6 protein-coding genes are annotated in these 20,412 nt (G+C 36.8%); all 6 read right to left on the bottom strand.

The genetic code is table 11. The annotated features are described in order from the left end of the window. Positions 1-149: 149 nt before the first annotated feature. Positions 150-2,555 (bottom strand): hypothetical protein, encoded by a 2,406-nt coding sequence (locus P8M54_RS02900; protein WP_300284900.1) that lies wholly within the window; start codon positions 2,553-2,555, stop codon positions 150-152. A gap of 658 nt (positions 2,556-3,213) precedes the next feature. Beyond that, a complete protein-coding gene (locus tag P8M54_RS02895; RefSeq protein ID WP_300284897.1) occupies positions 3,214-3,555 on the bottom strand; it encodes a hypothetical protein in 342 nt (113 codons plus the stop codon). Between the two features lie 8 nt (positions 3,556-3,563). Beyond that, the gene (locus tag P8M54_RS02890; RefSeq protein ID WP_300284894.1) at positions 3,564-9,020 is read right to left on the bottom strand and encodes a hypothetical protein; all 5,457 of its coding nucleotides are present in this window, start codon (positions 9,018-9,020) and stop codon (positions 3,564-3,566) included. Positions 9,021-9,277: 257 nt separating this feature from the next. After that, positions 9,278-10,681 carry a PKD domain-containing protein gene (locus P8M54_RS02885; RefSeq protein WP_300284891.1) on the bottom strand — a complete coding sequence of 468 codons (1,404 nt, stop codon included), beginning with the start codon at positions 10,679-10,681 and terminating at the stop codon, positions 9,278-9,280. 86 nt (positions 10,682-10,767) lie between these two features. Beyond that, entirely contained in the window at positions 10,768-18,549 is a 7,782-nt protein-coding gene (locus P8M54_RS02880) for a T9SS type A sorting domain-containing protein (RefSeq protein ID WP_300284888.1), read from the bottom strand. Positions 18,550-18,553: 4 nt separating this feature from the next. Beyond that, on the bottom strand, positions 18,554-20,412 hold a 1,859-nt coding region (locus P8M54_RS02875), incomplete at its 5' end, for a hypothetical protein (protein ID WP_300284884.1).

Raw genomic sequence — 20,412 nt, 5'->3', positions numbered from 1 at the left:
CATTTGAGCAGCGAGCAGACTATTATTTAACTCTTTGCGGAGCGAGGCCATTCAATTAGTCAACAGATCGATGTTTCAAAATTAGAAAACAATAAATAACAATGTAAAAACGCAGGCTAAACAAACTTAAACCTGCGACCTAGCGCTCTTTATAATGCCCTTTTATGGTAAAAATCGGCTAGCTGTACTTCTAAAAAGATTTCAATATCTTTCTCTTCTTTACCTTTTTGAAGCATTTCAAAAACTTTTGATAAATTTTCTTTCTTAAAGTCTTTCAGTAACCCTTTATCATCCACCACATCACCATAAGTCAATGCGTCCATTTGTTCTTGCATCCATTTGTGGGCATTGTACTTCTTATCTTTTACTTCTAGATATTTTAAGGTTTTTTCACTAATAACTTTGCCTTTTGTCCTTAAGTTGTTAACATAGGCGTGCGCTTTTATCGATTCTTCCTCCATGGCAATATCGATTTTAGCAGCATCTTTGTATAGAATCTTCAAACTACTAAAAACTAATTTATTGTAGGCATCTATAAAGTCTTTGTTTTTATACAAGTAGTCTAGATAAGTAAATGCTGTGTTTTCATATCCTTTATCCGATTTAGACTCATCTAATCGCAATTCCTTTTCTAGTATCGAAAGTTCGTCAACTATCCCATAAACATCTTTTAAACCTTTAAAATCGGGCGTTTCAATTAAAGCAGTAATCGCCTTACTGATACTATCATGACTACCACTAAACAAATGTGTGCGATAGTTAAACGAAAAAATCTTGTCTTTTTTGTTTTTGGCATTTTGCCCTTCATCCTCGTCTTCTTCCTTTTCACGTTCAAACTTTAACTTAATGTTTCCAATGTCAAAATTGTAGTTGTAGCCAAAGGTAACTGTCAAACTACGGTTTGCTGTTGTAAGTGATGACTGAAAAAGCTGTATTGCATTTAGGTTAAAACTGTGTCTCTCTTTATAAATGTAAGAAGCATTGGCTCTAAAATTAGTTACCGATGTCGTTCCTGAATTACCTTGACTCGAATTGTACGAACTAGAAAAACCCGCGTTTAATTTCTTGTCAAAGAATTTCTTGTTCACATTAATCGTTGGTCCCCAAGTAGTAGCGTCTTCCCTGCCTATCGTGTTTACTGTACCGTTTAGTGCAGCGGTAATATTAGTATTCTTTTTAGGAAAACCTAATGTATATGAGGCATTCATATTATGAAAAGTAGAAGCATCCCCAATTCTCACAATACCACCCTGCGCATTTGCTACATCAGTAAGAGAGTAGTTTAAATTTAAACTCTTTTGAATTGTTCTATTTTTCGAAATCAAATAATTAACATTGACATTGGCATTTTGCGAGATCTGCCTAAAGTCAAGTTGGTCGCTTATGGTTCCCATGATATCAGTATTGTTGATCACATCAAACTGATTGACTTTAGTATTTGTATAGCTACTAAAATTAGAATAAGAGCCTGTTAAAAATAATTTTTGAGACGCATTAAACGAAGCGTTGATAGAACCAACTGTTCGATGTGTTGCTTGCTCTTTTTGATTTTGGAGATCGTCTTTTTGGTACCCCACATTAAAAGCCAAGTTTAATTTATTATTGAAAAATTGTGTACTGGTGTTTAAAGTGATGTTTTCGAAATCATTATTAAAAAAGTAAGCTCCTAATGTGGTGTATCCTGGATCAATACGTTCATAGGTCACACCAAGTGTAGAACCGTTAAAGTTGTAATCAAAACCTGCTTTTAAGGCTCCATAATGTTCTGTTGAAGCTCTATTGTCAAACAAGGCTCCAGCGATACCACTCCCTTTCTCATTAGTAGGTGCCGCGCGCAAATCTTGCGTGATTGCAGTAGAGGCATACTCTGCTTTTACACTTAGATTATCAAGTATTTTATAAGCTCCGTCTACACTTACTACTAGATTTTCCTTGGGCGTGATGCCCCTGTCATCCGGCACCGTTTGAAGAGAATTAATATCGTCTTTAGCATAAAAAAAGATAGCTCCTAAACTGTATCTTTCTTGGTCGTAGTTAACTTTTGCCCCATACCCAAAACGAGAGAATGCAGGCACCGTGCGCTCATCCTCAGTAGCTTCAGTCGCTTTTAGTAAACGTCCCGCCATGGCTGCGATTTTAAAATGCCCTTTAGGAGTTAGTTCTACCCCACCACCAGTAAATTGATAACCACTTAAAGTATAAGGCGAAAAACTCATATTAGCATCACCTATGTGGGCTTGTATCCATTTGTACTTGGGGTGCAAACTCAAGCGATTAAATTTGTACGGTACCTGATAGTCTAGGTTAGTTCCTTGATTAGAATAGCTGTAACTCACCGGCATACTCAATGCCATAAAACTAACATTAAGACTCCCTTGCAAATAGTAAGTAAAAGGGGCTCTACCGCTGTTTTGATTGGAATCATAAAAAATGGAATTGGCCGAAAAAGCACCACTTATTTTTAAGGGTTTGCCTCGACCTATAAAATCTCCCAAATTCTCTAAATCTACATTTTGAGAAAAACCTACCGATGTCACTGCTAGCAATAGCAGCACTAACTTTATTTTTATACTAAATGTTGTTCTCAAAATGAATTCACTATTGTTTATTTATTATGTACATAATCAATCTTTTGTTGAATAACTTTGTTACTCCATAGTTCAATTGGTTTGTTATCATGTCGCCAAAACTGATAATGCATTACATTTGAACTCTTTTCTGCTTCTTTTTTAAAAATATCTGACAAGAATTCCTTTCTGCTTTACTTCGCCTGTTCGCACTTTCAGGCTCGGGTCTCTGGGATTTTATTGTATGCTTTTTACTACAGATTGACTAGTAAATCTTTTTAAATCTCCAATCAACAACTAGGGTTTTTGACCATTGACACTCCTAAAAACCAAATGAACATGATTACTTATAACACACTAAGCATGAACTTCTAAACCTTTATTTTTTTGACAAAATTTGATACTTTAAATAAGTAAATCTTTGTATTCATTTCGCGTAAAAACATCTAACCAGCCTACTACAGCAAAACTGATAAAATACAACCCCTCTTTATGAAATTTATAATTTCTACTCATAATTATATTTTTTACTTTTTTACTCAAATTTTGTTGTTCAATCTCGATCCACACGAAAGGATTCGTGCGGGAGCGGGGGAGACGCTCGCGCTAGCATACGCTCAAGCCAGCTGGGGATTGAAAGTGGTTGTTAAACCGCTTTTTCTATTCTTTTATAGTATTCATCCCAATTAAAATCTATTCCTAGTCTTGGCACTACCATTGTAAAGATGAAATCAAACTCTTTTTCTCTTGAAGTAACGTATTGATACCATTCAACAGAAAATTCAGAATATTGATCTGCAGTAGCTTCACCTTGCATTCTCATTCCATGATGAATATTAGCTACCCAATATTTAGTTTTATCTTCAATAGAGTAATTGGGGTATTCATCTATCCAAAATAAACGCTCCTTTTCTTTGGCTTTTTCCGCTAATTCTCGATGCTTTTGAAGAATTTTTTTTTCTTCATCACTTAATTCGTAATTACTCATAAATAAAATTATTGTTGAACAACGGAAATTTTATAAATACCATTATCTAACTCTTTGGATAAAATTTTAAATTTCTTTCCTGACAATAATAATAGCTCATCTTTACCATATCCTCTAAACTTTATACCGTCTGCAAAATCTGATATAACAGGAGCATTGTTTACCTCCATTGTAAGTTGAATATTTTTTCCTGGCTTATTAAAAAATGCTGCCGTTTGAGTGCTACCACAAGAAACGAACTCATCGTATGTAACAATATCTCCTACATTATGCTTACTTAAAAAGTCAGTTAATGCTTGTCCGTCTAATTTAATAGCACGAAATGCAGTGCCATTATATTTCGGCACTTTTGCTAAAGCAGATTGAAGAATATTTTTCATGGCTTGGGTTTGAGAGGTATTAACTCCTCTGCGAAGCCAATCATTTAGTTGAAAGTAAAAGTTGTCCGTAGTATATCCCCAAAGCGTATAAGCTTCTGCTCTTGTTAAAGAAGGATATTGTGTTACAAGGTCTTCTACCTCATTTAAAAACTTAAAGCCATTGTCATTGTGATATTTCGTAAAATATTCCAAAATATCATCTTCAGATTTGCCTAGTGCTTTTAATGCGTCAACAAATTCAGAAGGTAATTTTGATTTAGTAATAGCTTTTGTAGCGGTTGTGATAAGACTCCCCGCCCCTTGCACAATCTTAAAAGCTTCTCTAACTTCAACATCAGTCGCCTTTTCTAATTTATTAGACAAGCTATGTGTACTTTTTTTATCTGCTAAAATAACTAATTTATCTACATTTTGTTCGGTTTTTACATAACCGACCAAAATTTCATTGTCGGTAGCTTTGACAAAAACATTTCCGTATTCTGCATTGGGTATCATCCATTCTTTTACTCCGCTACTTAATTCCTTTCTAAGCAAAGCTTCTACTCCTTCTTTGGTAATGCCTTGCTCTAATTTTAGAATAAGATTTCCTTTAACATAAAGACCCTCGGTGAAACGTATAATATTAGGAGTTATATTGGCTATTCCTTTTATGGTAGCACCTAGTAAAGGACCTATTGCGTAGCCAGAAACATACATCAATGCAGTATCGCCTTCACCTGTCGCTCCGTAATAGATTACGGCTAGTCCATCTATAACAATAGCTACATTACCAAAAGGCGCTGAAGCAATTCCTGCTACTAAAAATGCTTTATCAATAATCTCTCCTGTACAAGATTGATTTAAAGTGAATTTACAATCTAAAATAATAGGTTTGTATGTTATTTCTCCTGAAGGATTAGTGTTACTTATATCTTTAGCGTACAATTTCCAACCTGCAAATGTTTCAGCATATACTACTGCTAAATTTAGCCCTTGTTCAGCGACAAATTCTTCTTTAAGTTCTTTTACGTTATCTGTCTCATTTAGTTCTTTCGTAACATCTGTCTCTGTGTCTTTGAAGTAAATCTTGGTAATTACAGCATTGCCTGTTTGACTTTCAACCGTAGCTATTTTTCCATTTATATTTTTTAAAATAGGCTTGTATTCAAATTCTTCAGGGTTGTTTCTTTCGAATTTAGTAGCTAGTTCTATTTCATAAATATATTGTAGCTGCTTTTTAGGTACAATTTTGTAGAATTGAAATAGTGATTTTCCAAAAGACTTAAATTTGCTGTCACTATCTATTCCCAGCAAATCAGAAGAACTGTTTTTTATTGAATCACTAATATCAGAGCCATAGGCAAAATAAGTTTTCCATTCTAAAACATTTTGAGCATTTATATTTCTTACAATGAGAGTATAAATACCTTTAGTCTTCGAAATAGCACTGGCTTCAAAAATATCTTTGGCAAATTTGTCACCTTCTTTTTGAGTAAATGTACAAGTTGTTTCAATAAAATTTATATGTAATTGTATACCAGCGCTAACCTCTAAATAAGCTAATTTATTGTTTAATTCTTCAATATAGGATGGCTGAAATATTGGATTACCGTTATATCGCTGTGAAGGATTTATATATCTTAAGCCACCTAAATTAACAGTGTTTAGATCATCTCCTGATTTGTTTTTCTTGTTTTCATTTAAATTGTGATCTAAAAATTTTACAATCACCCCGCCCCATGTTGCAACATCATTATTATAAGTGAACAATGATTTTTGTACATATGCGTCAGTTCCGCAATCTCTAATAATTTTTAAATTTTGATTATTTACATCAACAACATCTTGTTTTGCCCCATCACTGTTACAACCATCACAAGCAATAAATCCCCAATAGGTATCTCGACTTTCCTCCTTTTGCTTATAGCTTACGTCAGTAACATATTTATCTACAAATGCACTTAGTTTTGCAGGATCTTTGGTAGCAAGCTTTTCTTTTAATTCTTCATTGTAAACCGTGCGTAAATATTTGTTTTGTTTTATAGGTTTGTCATTATCAAAGAACAAATAAATTTTACTTCCATCGGCAATAGTTGCAATAGTTTCAATTTTAAGTGTAGAGTCTTTCTCATCACAAACATATTTATTGGTACTCCATTTGTATTTTTTAGAATCTTTTACCAAGCCTCCTAAAAAACCTTTTTTAGCTAATTCAAGATAAGCAACTGTAGTTTCATCTCCATTACTTACAAATGTGTAGTCAGGTGCAATTCCATATCCTCCAGCCAAAGCCCCTGCACTACTACCCTGAGTATACTGATACAATTGTAATCCTGGCGCATACATCATTTCCCAATCGTTGTGGCTCAAGAGTTTCCCTGCGCCATAATCCATCAGTAAGTTAGTTTTAAGTTTATCACCGTCTTTAGAAAACGGGTGTATCAAACCAAAGACACCATGACCTAATTCGTGTGCTAATGTTCGGTTTTTTTCGTCAAACACAAAACCAAACTGCCTTATCAACGGCATAAATCCAGCGTCACCATTACTAGCTTTTTCATTGGTATAAAGCATGTAATAGGTGTTGGTTTTATAGTCGGTACCCAATGCAGCTATTACCGCTTGCGTAACGAGTTGCTGCCCATTAGTGTAGGTATTTAGTGCGTCACTATTTCCTGTTTCTATGGTAGTCCCCCAGCTGTTGGTAATCGTTTTTTTAACGGTACTTACATTAAAACTGATTCCTGTTTTATTGTATATTTCATTAAGTTCTGTTGTAGCATCATCAGGAATTGGAGCACCATTGATACTCACTAGTACTACATTGACTTGCTTGCCACTAAGATGCCATAGGTCAATTTTACCAGCAACTTCATACTTAGCCGTAGAGTCGGCTGGTTTTACTGTGGCAATAATGGCATCCTTAGCGTAGTCAAACTTTTTAGTAAGTTTAAATGTAGCTATATTTCCAGACCAGCTAGGGTTGACCTCTTCACCACTTGGTGTTTTAAAAACGAGGTCTTCTTTTGTTTTTCCATTCGAGAAAGAAACCGTAGCACTTATTTCGTCGTCCCTATCTGGTTCATTAAATGGAGTATTAGCTACTGCTTTGTAATGCACATAATAATTACCGCCATCTGCTTTTTTAATTGTTTCATAAGTAGCATTGTGAGCAACACTAGTCGATACCCTTTTATCTTGATTTGGGTTAGTATCAAAAGTATACTTGCCTTTACCTGGCTCAAATATCACTTCGACATCCTTAGACGAGATTAGGTTTACGTTACCCGAATTGTCTACACCATTGGTATTAGTTTTATTGGGTGCACCACCTTCGGCAGCTTTTCCTTCTTCCACTTCTCCTTGTTCGTTTACTGTAAACGTTTTTCCAGTTTTATCGGTAATTACAACAGGCGGCTTGGTATCAATAGTTGTTTCGGTTCCGTTTTTGTTGAGTAAAACAACTTTACCATCGACTACTTTAACGCCAGTTAATGTAACCGCAGTTGCGTTATAAGCAGTGATTTCACCGTCACTTCCATTAATTTTATCCAGTGCAGCGTCGACATCACCTATGTTCTTCCAGGTAGGGTCGTAGCTTGTTTCGACAACACCCTGCGTGAGTTGGTAATCAGTATTAATTTGTACGTTTTTGAATTCGACCTTTATTCTGGTGTATTTACCAATATTTACTGCACCATCGCTCACTTTATGAGCGATATCGATAACCTTATTTAGTTTTTCTAAAAATGGAAGCGTTATATATCCCCATCCAGAGTAACTACCGCCACTACCACTTAACTCCACAGTTACAACCGGAAAATCGCCTGCAGTAAAGGTTTCGCCCTTTTTTAAACTTGGTAGCGGACTGTTATTTGTAATTTTAATTTCGGGAGTGATACCGCAATTGTAATAAGCCGTTTCACTCTCAGAAGGTGTTGTAAATTCTTGTATTCCAGAATAGGCAAAACCAGCTTCGGCAGTACATTCTCCTCCCACTCTAAATTCGTAGGTAGTTGCAGCTTCAAGATTATAAATAACACTTTGTTGGTTGTAAGCATATAAGCTAAACCAATCTGCGTCGCCATAGCCTTTTTTACGGTACTGAATTTGGTATCGAATATGATCTGAATACAGCCAAGTAATTTCAACCGTTTGTGTGTTTTGCGCTTCAGACATAACAAATTTTGGTACGTCACAATTCCCTTGATAGGTAAAATTGAAGATTTCGCTATAGCCATTGTTTTTAAAAACCGAAGTTTCGCTTATTCCATCAGTTACTATCGCTCTTACTTGCCAAGCATATCTTTTACCCTCTAATAGTGGTATATCTGCTGGGCCATAAAGTAAGGTACTTGTAAATGTTGTGGTTTGAAATAAAATAGCACTATTTAAAAACGCTGCTTGCGGATCTAAGGTAGTATCCCACAATTCTTTGAGGGTAAATTCATACTGCACTCCTGTCGCATTAAGATGGCGTGGTGTCCAGCTAAAAAGAACATTCTGCGGATTTTGTGCCGAAACCAAATCGCCTCGACTAGGCAAATTAAGAAGTGGTGGGTCGTTAAGAATTAAGTAAACAGGAAAGCAACTTTTGCGGGATAGCAGTTGCCCAGAAAAAAAATCATACACTTCAAAACAGAAATCATATCTACCGCTAGCCAGGGGTTGATTGTATTGTTGTGGGGTAATTCCTTGAAGATTGTTTAATTCAAAATAAGGCTGTAAGTCCAAATTTGACAACCGTAAATTAATTCCTCCATCTAAAAATATAGGGGTAGCTCCTGCAATAACATCAGTGTTTTGAATAGCATAGCCATTGCCTTCAATACGCATTTTAAGACGCACGCGTCGGCCAATTTCCTGAGTATCTGTCAACAAGATATTGACAAATAATTTCTCTGAAGTAGTCGTTTGATAGTCTGATAATTTTAGACTGTACGGCGGTATCAACTGTGGATTTACTTGGACAGGATAAATCTGAGCAATGGAAGCTTGGCAACCTAAAATTAGAAAAAATGCAATAAGCAATTTGCGCGTTGCAGCAGGCAGTACACTAGTTGTAACTTGCAGTTTATGATTTATTAATTGATATACTTTATTCATCTTTTTTCTTAATTTTCTAGGACTTGACCCCAAATAACCTACCTTTTTTATCTCTGTAAAACAGAATAATTTAATCTTTAAACCTTGTCTTTATGCTATTATCTCTTCTTTCAAGAACTAGCTTACGATGTTGTTCTATTAATTTGAGCAGCATAAGCGTTTACCGTTTTATCCTTTTGATATGTGAAATCAATTTTTCAATCCCTTTCCACCATAGTTCACAATTGGTTTCACTGTTTTGGTCAACTAAATAATCACTATTGTTTCATCACTTTAATATCAACAACAATGAATGAGTTTACGCCATTTGCTTCAAAACTTTTAATTTTTATGGCTCCTTTTCGACCGTCTTGCGTTTTAAAGAGTATTATGCGTGGCACTTTACTACTATCAAAATCTTTTAATCCTCCAGTGGTTTCTGTAATTCCTAAACCTGATAATAATGCATCATCCTTCATCGAATCAAATTGACTAACAGATAAAGAAGTGCTGCAATTACAGGACTCTTGACTATTGATAAATTGTGTGTGAGTAGCATTAGGTATTGCATCAAAATTTAGAGTTTGTACTTGATCTGGCGACAGGAATTTATTAAACGAAAAGGTTCCATTTAATCCATAAAAAGCAATATCTATCAACGATCCGTTTGTACTATTTACCTCTTGACTTGTGTAGCGCTCTCGCAATTGAGTTGAGAAGAAGGCCCCAATAGTATTTGAATTGTGCGCCGTATTAATTCCTAATTTCACATCATTAAAAGTTCTTAAATTAGTATTTGCTAACGCTGTTATTGTTTTTGAAACTGTCTTTGTTTCCTTTCCATTTGATGCCTCTAACTTAATTGTGTAAATCCCTGCTTTTTCAAAAGTAAATTTTGGAGTCGCAGCTGTGCTTACACTAGGACTTGCTCCCGTACAACTCCATGAATAACTAGTTGCGCTAATGCTATTATTGCTCGTTGTAACACTAACAGGAGCCTGTAAATCATCGTCTTCGAATGCTAATTCTATACCAAATGCAGCCTCAAGATAAGGAGCAACCGTCACCGTTTTTTCTATTTGATAGGTTTCCTTACCGTTGCTTACCTCTAATGTAACTTTATGATTTCCGGGCGTTGTAAAAACAACGTTTGCTGGATTTTGACTTGTTGACCCTGCTATTGAACCGTTTTCAAAACTCCATTTGTAAGTAGTTGCGCCCACAGTTGTATTTGTAAACGCGACTTCCATAGGGGAATAATTATCCTTAATAACGGTCGCTGTAAAATCAGTTACTATTTCATCGTTTATAGCAACCGGAATTTCTTTGGTTTCTATAATTCCGTCTCTATTCATAGCGGTCAGCTTGATCACAAAGTTACCTTCTTTTTTATAGATAATAGTTCCAGGATTTTGCTTTGTAGAGCTTGTTGTTTCTGCTCCTTCAAAAGTCCATTCATAGGTATCAGCACCAACAGTTTTATTAGTAATCTTAACTAGTACGGGGACTGAAAAATCATTATTTACGACTTCAATACTAAAATCGATATCAATAGGAACCGCCTGCTCCTTTGTACAACTAGACATAAAAAGCATTGTACTCAGCAAAAAAGTCACGACAGAAACCACCGTTTTAAAAGAATCCAATACAGATCGTCTTTGCTTCTTTTTGCTGCTGTTCATTACTTTTTGTAGTATACAGTCGTCAGTAGTATTCTTTAGACTATAAAGACACTTCTGATTACTTACTTTGTTTTTTAATGCTCTCATTATTTAATAATAATTTTTCGAATTTCATTCCCTTTTGGCGTTTCAAGTAATAAAAAGTAAATACCCGCAGGTAAATTCACATTGTAATCTAAATTGTATGTATCATCACTATTCATTTGCCTGTCATTGATAGAAAGTCCAGAAGTCAAACTATAGAGTCGCAACGAAATGGCAGCTGGCTCCTGTAGTTTAATCGTTACCTTAAACACACCGGTTGTAGGATTGGGATGCGGTATAAAATCAATAATAAAAGGTATCGTTGCATCACCTATATCTGGTAAGAGTCTCGCTTCTTCTACGATAATAGGTTTAGTATAGTCTTGTTGACATTCTCCTTGAAAAGATCGTAAGGTAACCTCATATGCTCCTGCTTGAACAAACTTAATTATAATGGTTTCGTTTGTTTTTTTAATAATTTCGGCACTTCTTGGTAAAATCCATTCTACTGTATTACTCAAAGGACTACTGGTGTTTACCAAAATGATTTCTTCATTGGCAAATGCTTGAGATGTAAGTAGAAATTGCGAATTAATACCTGCATTTGTTTTAAATATTTCAATTGTACCTTCTGCTGTGCAACCTTGACCGCTTGTGACTTTTGCGGTATACACTCCTGCCTCAGTCAAAGAGACTCTTGGTGAAGCACTTGTAAAACCATTTGTTGCAGTCCATAAATAGGTGGCCGCAGCATCAGCAATTGTAATATCTAGGTTTTGAGATTGCTTATTACAAAGTGTTTTATTACCCCCTAGATCTACAACTAATGCTTCTGGATTTGAGATTACATAATCTAAATTTAGCTCACATCCTTTTTGATCTGTAACACTTACGCTGTAAGTGCCTGCACAAAGGTTGTCTATAGAAAGTGTGGTCGCCCCCGTGCTCCACTTGACACTATATGGAGCTACGCCTGCTGTAATTAAAAGGTCAATTTTAGCCTCGCAAGAACTACTACAGTTAAGTGGTATGATAGTGGCTTGAACATCAAGCTTCTTTGGTGGTTCAACCTTGAGGGTTTGCATGATTTGACAACCGTTAGCATCGGTCACAAATACAAGATAGTTCCCTGATTTTACATTAGTCAAATTTGCAGTGGTGTCCTCTGTACTCCAACTGTATTTGTACGGGAGTGTGCCTCCTTTTACAGTTGTTGTAATTGTCCAATCATCTGCAGTACCGCAATAAGTGTAGGCACTACTTAAGGCAACCGTTAATTCTTGAGGTTGTTGTAAAACATACATATTGCTTTGTGTTGTATTTCCGTTTTTGTCGGTAACAATGACGTAATACAAACCTGCCCCTATAGTGCCCTCTAAGGTAATTTCGTCGCCTATTGCCACGGCCTCCCCTTCTCTGTACCATTCATATAAATAGGATTCCCCGGTCGTAAAAGGACTTCCTCCTGATACTGCTGCTCTTAGAGATCCATTTTTATCATTATAACAAAGGATATTACTTTGCACACTGATCGTTACCTCTAATCTAGCTGGGGCTGTTACAGTGTTTGCATCAAATACAGTACAGTTGTTTGCATCAGTAATATTTAAACTGTATTTTCCAGCTGGAACATTACTTAAAGTATTTGTTGTGGCTACTTGTACGGCTCCACTTTCATCGCGCCATACATATTTATAAGGTAGCGTTCCTCCAGTTACAACAACCTTTATTGAACCATTAGAGAGTCCAAAACCTGTGCTGTTAGTTGCTTTGCTTGACGCTATAGTTAACAAATCAGGCTGTGTTATGGACACCGTAATTGTTTTTAAAACGTTGTTTTCGTTGTATGTACATCCATTGCTATCGCGAACTTGAATTTGGTACACCCCTTTTGCTAAATTGTTAAATGTTGTAGTGGCTGTTGTAGTCGTTGTAGCTGTTGTTGAAAATGTATTCCAAGGTCCATAAAGATCGCTGTTTATTTTCATTCGATATTCATAGCTAGCAGTACCACCCGTTGCACTTAGTACTATTTTACCATTATTTGCTTCAAAGCAACTTAGGTTACTTGCTGTATAAGTAACTACAACTGATTCTGGTTGGGTTACTACCAGCGTTTCGCTTTTTTCGGAAACACCCTCTGCATTGTTCACAATAAGATAATACGCTCCTGCCGGCACTCCTGAAAGGATTGCATTATCGGCGCCTATTTTTTCATTGGTAACAGCGTTGTACCAGTTGTAAATATTTCCTCCTACTCCCCCTACAGTTATAGCCTCAATTTGTGCATTGTTATTTCCGTAACAGCTAATGGGCGTTTTTAAAACAATGTTTGCAATTAGCTCTCCTGGATCTGCTAGATTATAGCTGTTTTTTAAAACACAACCCGTGGCGTCAGTAACCGTTATGGCATAGATCCCTGGTATTAATTCTCCAGCAACATTGGCCGTACTTGTTGATGTAGCGACTTGAGCTACTGCAATGCCTTTGTCGTTGGTCCATTTATAATTGTATGGTGCAACTCCTCCTTGTATGGTAATGGAAATCGTTCCATCTGCTTTTGCACCATTAGGACGCACTAAACTAACTGAGGTGAAGCCATAAACTGGTGGTTCAACAATAGTAAACTTTTTTATTATTGTACAACCGCTTTCATCTGTTACAGTAACAGTATATTCTCCAGCAGTTAGCATGCTATTGGTTTTGGTTGTAGCGCTATTCGACCAAGAGTAACTATAGGTTCCTGTTCCTCCCGAAACACTTAGAGCTATCGCTCCTGTTGCGTCTCCATAACACAATACATTCGTTTGTACTTCGTTTGTAATCGCTAGTAATTCTGGTTCTGTTAATTCCACATCTCTTCGCGTAGTAATTCCGTTACTGTCTGTTACAATGACATAGTATTTCCCTGCAAAGCCATTCAAAGCAGCAGCAGTTTTTAATTTACCACCCGCACTAGTGTACCACTGGTACGTATAGTCAGCCCCTGAAGCAAGGTATCCTCCTGTTGCATTTGCGCTCAAAGTTCCTTCTTCACCATTACATTTAATTGGATCGACTGAAATAGTTACTAAAATCTCTGCAGTTTGATCTACTATAAACTGTTGCTCAGCAGTACAATTATTGGCATCGGTAACAATCACTTTATACGTTCCCGCAGCTATGCCCGTTAACCTGGCAGTGGTCGCACTCAATGGGTTGTTTGCACTGTCATACCAAGTATATTTATAATTGGGAACTCCACCTGCAGCAGTGACCTCAATGGCTCCGTCTGAGAGTTTGTATCCTGATGGTTTACTGATTTTAAAAGTACTTATTGCTACTCTTTGAGCTGGTTCTGTGATTGTATACGCGATTGTAACACTACAGCTGTTTTTATCGGTTACCGTTACCGTGTAAGTTCCTTTATACAGCCCTTCAATTGAAGAGGTTGTTTCCTTGGTGCTCCAAGAGTAACTATAATCGCCTGCTCCTCCGGATACTTGTAAAGCTATTCGACCTGTCTTTGCTCCATAACAAAGTACATTTGTAATAGCGTCTTCAACAATCATTTTATCATTTTGCACTATGGTGATTTGCGAGCTTACTGCAATTTTATTAGCATCGGTAACGGTAACACCATAGCTCCCTGCTTCTCTGCCACTTAAAACAGCCTCAGCACTTACAGAAACTGTTGGATCAGAAAGGAGATACCAATTGTATTGGTGCGGTTTTACTCCTCCAGTAACAGTGGCTTCAATAGTCGCATTTTTATCGTCATAACATAAATTAAGGGCTGTTTGTGCTAATTTCAAGGCCAACTGCTCAGGTTGCTCTACAAGAAAACTTTGTAGAAATGAGCAGCTATTTTTATCTATAACAGTCGCTTCATAAGAGCCTGCAGCTAGCCCAGAGACTGTATTGGCTGTAGCAATTATGTCCTTAGATCCTGCCTTTGTCCACTTATAGCTATACGGACTAACGCCGCCAGTGGCCGTGATTGTCAGCGAACCATCGGCTGTTTCAAATCCTGAGAGCATTTTATTATCTATGCTAGCGATACTGATAGGTGCAGTTGCTTTCTCTTTAACCTCTATGTTTTCTATTTCAACGCTACACAAGTTGGCATCTATAACAGTAACACTATACATTCCTGCTTTTAGGTTATTATTTTCAAGTGTTTTCACATTGTTGCTCCAGTAATATTTATACGGTAAAGTCCCTCCAGTTACAGCAATGGCAATGGATCCTGTATTGGAGTTAAAGCAGTTGACATCTGTTACCACGCTGGCTACTTTTAATTCCTCTGGCGCTGCTAGTATAAGTTCGTTTGATCGTTTAATGATTCCATTAGCATCGGTAATGGTTACTTGGTAGGTTCCAGCTGGTCGGTTGGTGATTTTTTCGGCTGTCAAACCCAATGGATTAAACGTATTTGAAGCGTCTTTTACAAACCAATTGTAGCTGTAAGGTGCTACTCCTCCAGATCCTACTGCGGAAAGAATACCATCACTATCACCAAAACATGAAATCGTATTGTTTACATTAATAGCCACTGTTAATAAAGATGGGGCAACAAGATCAACAGTAGCACTAGCGGTACAGCCTGTCATTGGGCTGCTGGTATTGAAATTAGCATCTGTAACCGTTAACCTGTATGTACCTGATTCTAGACCCGTTGCAGTAGCGTTTGTGCCTACAACTTTATCATCGGTAGCTGTCCACTGATAGCTGTAAGGCGCAGTACCTCCTTGTGCAATTGCGGTAGCTTGACCATCATTTGCTAGATAGGCAGTGGGATTTGTTTGGTTATCTATACCTACCGTAAGCGCTACTGTAGGCTCTTCAATTTTAATTGCAATTGCCGCAGTAGAACAGTTTTTGCTATCCACTACTGCTAGCATATAGGTACCTCCAGATAAAGCTTCTATATTAGCAGTGCTTCCTTTACTTACACCACTACTATCTAAAAACAAATAGCTATACGGCGCTGTACCCCCAGATACAGTCACACTCACAGCGCCATTTGCAGCGCCATAACACAAGACATTTTTTTGTGTGTAACTCACTTTCAACTTCTCTGGGGAACGTATTGATACTGATTCTGCAATAGTGGCTCCAAGAAAATCCTTAACCGCTACTTTGTAATTTCCTGCTGCTAATCCCCTCACTACAGCGGTTGTTTGGGCTATTGCTGTAAATGTAGTGGCTGTTTCTTTAAACCACTCGTATGTATAGGGAGCTGTTCCTCCAGTAACCGTAGCGCTTACTGTACCATCTGATGCATTAAAACAGTTGACAGCTTCTGCTATTATCCCAATTTTTAATGGCTCTGGATCAGTAAGGTTGTATGTGGCGGTAGTGCTACAGCCTCTTACTCCATTTGAACTTTCATAATTGGCATCAGTAACGGTTAAAACATAACTCCCTTTTGATAAGTTGCTGATGTCTTTTTCTGTACTAAAAACGGTAGGGTTACCATCTTTCAGCCAACTGTACCTATAGGGTGCGGTTCCTCCACTAGCATTGGTGGCAATAGCTCCGTTATCATCTCCTGGTGACTTGAGTGGCGTGATGCTAATTGTACTAATGGTTAAAGCGGCTGTTTGTGCTGGTTTTATCGTTAGTTCTGCAGTATCCATACACCCATTGGCATCTGTTACTTCTACTTTATAAAAACCTGCTGCCAATGCTTCTCTATTGCTAGTTGTTGCGTCATCTTGCCATTTGTAAGTATACGGTGCAGTTCCTCCTGTGACATTTAATACTATAGCCCCATCATTTTTATCACTACAAGATATTTCGGTAGGCGTTTTACCTATCACTAGAGGTGCCGATGGTTGTGCTAATGGAAGTACAGCAGACATTTGCGTTATGCCATTTTCATCTTTTATTTCAACTTGATAATTTCCCGCAGGCACATCGTCTAAAATTTTAGCTGTTTTAGATGTTAATTCACTGGCAACCAAGCCCTCTATTTTATACCACTGGTACTTATAACCTGTTCCTATAGGGCCTCCTGTGGCATTAGCTTTTAACGAACCCATTTCCCCAAAACAGGCAATGGCTTTTTCTATACTTACATTTACCACTAACAATTCAGGTTCTATTAAAGTAATCGAAACAGTATCTGTACAGTTGTTTTTATCAACTACGGTAAGGGTGTATTTTCCTGCAGGAACTCCCGTTAAAGCGGTCTGGAAAACACCCGCTACCAAACTATTATTGACTGTAGTTTGAACGATACCAGCTTCATTTACCCACACTATAGTGTAATCTAAAGTTCCGCCAGCGGTAGCCACCGTTATAGCGCCATCTGTAGCTTTATATTTTAAAGGATTTGAAAAGGTGATTTGACCTATTTTAAGATTGTCTGGTTGTGCAACAGCGACGATAATTACTCCTTGGTTAGCCGCTGAATAACCACTACATTTATTTGCATCTCGAACTTTAATAGCATACGTTCCTTTTGAGAGAATACTTATGGTTGCGCTTGTTCCACTGGTAAAGTTTGTCCAAGTACCACCATCTCTTTGGTACTGATAACTACCTGTACCACCACTGGCAGTAATTGTAATCTCACCGTCGCTACCGCCACTACAAGAAACTTTTTTAGTACTTGTTGCTGAAAATACTACAGGGGCTGGATTAGCTATGACAAAACCACTCTCAGGTCCTTCTAAACTATCCCATACTGGATTTGGAACAGTAGTATTAATAGTTTGATACCTAACTTTATATTTACCTGCTTTAATAGGAGTAGTTGATGGCCAATTGTAGGTATAAGTCCCATCCAAATTATCTATTAAAACAGTAGTGCTTTCTTGCCCTAATAATGAATAAACTCCTGGTTTAACAGCAGGCTCAAACTCATAAAATAAACTAGCAACTAATTTTTTTCCTGTTGCTAAATTTCTATCTAATACCATTTTGAAACTTCCATCCTGCGAATTTGGACATTTAGTTTTCGCAGAGATAAAAGATAAGAGTTTTGGAGATGAATTAATGATATTAAAAATAAATATATCTGAATAAACAGTAGGCATCGCGTCAGTAACATAGAAGTCTCCAATAGGATATATAACATTCTTTGTAGAACTCCTTGGAGGAGAAAATACTGCTCGTACTCTCAAAATTTTAACATCTTCAATAGGTGGAGTTAGCCTATGATTAGGAAACCAAGAGTCAGGAGGAGTAAATAATTCTTCATATAATTCTTCAATAGTAGAATTCATGGGAAACTTATGACGTAAACTCTCTGGAAATTCGTGCCAACTCCCACTCGGCTCTTCATTTACTTGATATTCCCATGTGACATAATCAACATTAACAGGAGTTTCAGGAAAAGTATTTTCAGGTGAACCAAACAATTTATCAGATACAGTACGCTGGTTAAATGGAATACTAGGTTGTACATACTTTGGAAGAATAACTGCAAATTGATAGACACATACAGGATCATTATATGTTAAATAATGTCTAATCGCATTTTGCGATCCCAAGCCACCTTCATTAGCTTCACGCCCAATAAAAATTGTTTTAAATTTATCTAAGTTATAAGTACCGTTAACAGTTACAAATACACCGTTAAAATTTGGAGTATCCCTGATAAAATAATTAATTTTTAACGGTAAATCATTTTTATCTTTAATTTCATGTATTCCAGTATTTCTAACAGAGGTAGTACCATAAACATAAGGGGGCTGCAAAGAGCTATAATCAATTTGTAAGCTAGAAACATAAGGCGAAAAAGAAGTTGCATAAGAAACAAACTTACTCCCTTCACCTGATAACCATAAATTATATTCTTGAGCATAACCACAATTACCTAGAATTATCGTAATAATAAAAATTAATTTCTTCATAATTTTAATATTTTACATTCAATGTTGCAATTTCGCTAACACGGCCGTCTTTAAACACCGCTCTTAGTAAATAACTATATTCATTATTGGGCTTTACTTGCACATCGACAATGCGGTTTACAGTAGGTAATACATTTCGAAACAAGGTCATTGGCTTATCCTTTTCTCCTTTGTAAATGGCTATTTCAGCAACATTAGTCTCTTTGTACATCGTCCAGTATAGTTCTATGTAGTTATTCTCTTTGTCTATAAAACTACTTAAACCCTTAATAGCTCCTGGTAAAGTAGTTTTAGGAATGACTAGCGTCAATGCAGGTGCTTGATCAGATTTTAAACCACTACCATCTACTGCCACAATTGTATAGCTGTATTCATTGCCTTCAACAACTTTATCATCTGTCCAAGTCCCTGTAGGCGGGGATTCAATTTGAACTGCACCTTGTTTATTGCTTACTGACGAACGCTTATTTTCAATCGTGTACAACAACTCCCAGTTTGGATTACTTCTTTCTCTCCTATAGATTTCGTGTTTTATGACATCTTCACTGGAGCTGTTTGTCCACTCCATGATGACTTTGCCATCTTTTATTTGATACGAATTAAAAATAGCTTGGGTAGGTTTTATAAAATCCAGTTTTTTAATTTCTAGTATGTCTGAAGACTCAGACATATTAAACCGCTGATCAACAGCAACTAATGTATAGTACACTTTTGAATTCAAATTTTTAACTCCCACACTGTCTAAGAAAACCGTTGTTAAGTAAGGAGCTACAGTAATTTGAGAATACTCTTCGTTTCTATTATTTCCTCTAAAAATGCGGTATCCTAGAATGTCTTTATCTTTATTAGCTTCCCATTTTAACGTAACCACTCCAAGACTATCTATCGTTCCCTTAAAGCCCATTGGTTTTACTGGCGGTAGAGAATCTACAGGTTGCACCAATGCAGGGAAAGAGGTACGACTGCTGCCGTTTAGGCCAATAGCGGTAATAGTTAGGTAATTTGTAGGTTGCAAATTATCGTATAATATTTTACGCGCATTGGGCGGTATGTTTTTTACAATTACCTCGTACTTCCCATTTACTTTGTCAGAACGGTTAAGCTCAAATCCTTTGATCTCTTTATTACCTTCTTCAAGAAATTCCCATTCTAATATGATGCGTTTGTCATCTAAATAGTTTTTTGTAGTAATGTGCGGAACAAAAGCCAAAAGCTTTTCACCTTTACCAAATACTACTGCAGAGGCTGGGCTCGTTTCTCCAAAAATGGTCTTACCTATAATGCGATAATGATACGTCTTTCCATTGCTGATAGAATCTACATAAAACATCCTTCTAGCATCAGACTTATCGCTATTATTCAAAGTGGTAATAGGTAAATCGTTCAACCTTTTAAAAGCTATACCATCCTCTGACCGTTCTATGAAATAACTATTATACTGTTGTTTATACAGCTCATAGTTCCAGCTTAACATCGCTTTGTCTTGTAAAAAATTAACCACTAAATCCAATGGTTTGGGTAGTGCTTCATAATCTTGTAATCCAATAAAAACACCCCCATCTTTAATCAGCATTTCGCTCTCGGGAACTAATGAAATTAGTTTATAAACATACTTCTCATTTACATTAACCTCAGTATCTACATATGCTAACCCGGCCATTTGCGCCGTTTCAAAATCTTGATCTGTTGCATATAGACCCCAAGTAAAACGCTGCTCTTGCTCTTCAGATAAATTTACTATTGATTGTAAATCTTTGATACCACCTAACTCAAATGTTTCCCCATATAAGGATTGCGCCATCACTGCAGCGTTATCATTGCTATCAATTATTCCGCCCCATTTTTCTAATGGCTGTGGTTTAA

The organism is Flavobacterium sp., from assembly GCF_029242675.1.
GTDB lineage: Bacteria > Bacteroidota > Bacteroidia > Flavobacteriales > Flavobacteriaceae > Flavobacterium.
Note: the sequence above shows the minus strand (reverse complement) of the source record. Positions and strands in the feature narration are given on the sequence as shown.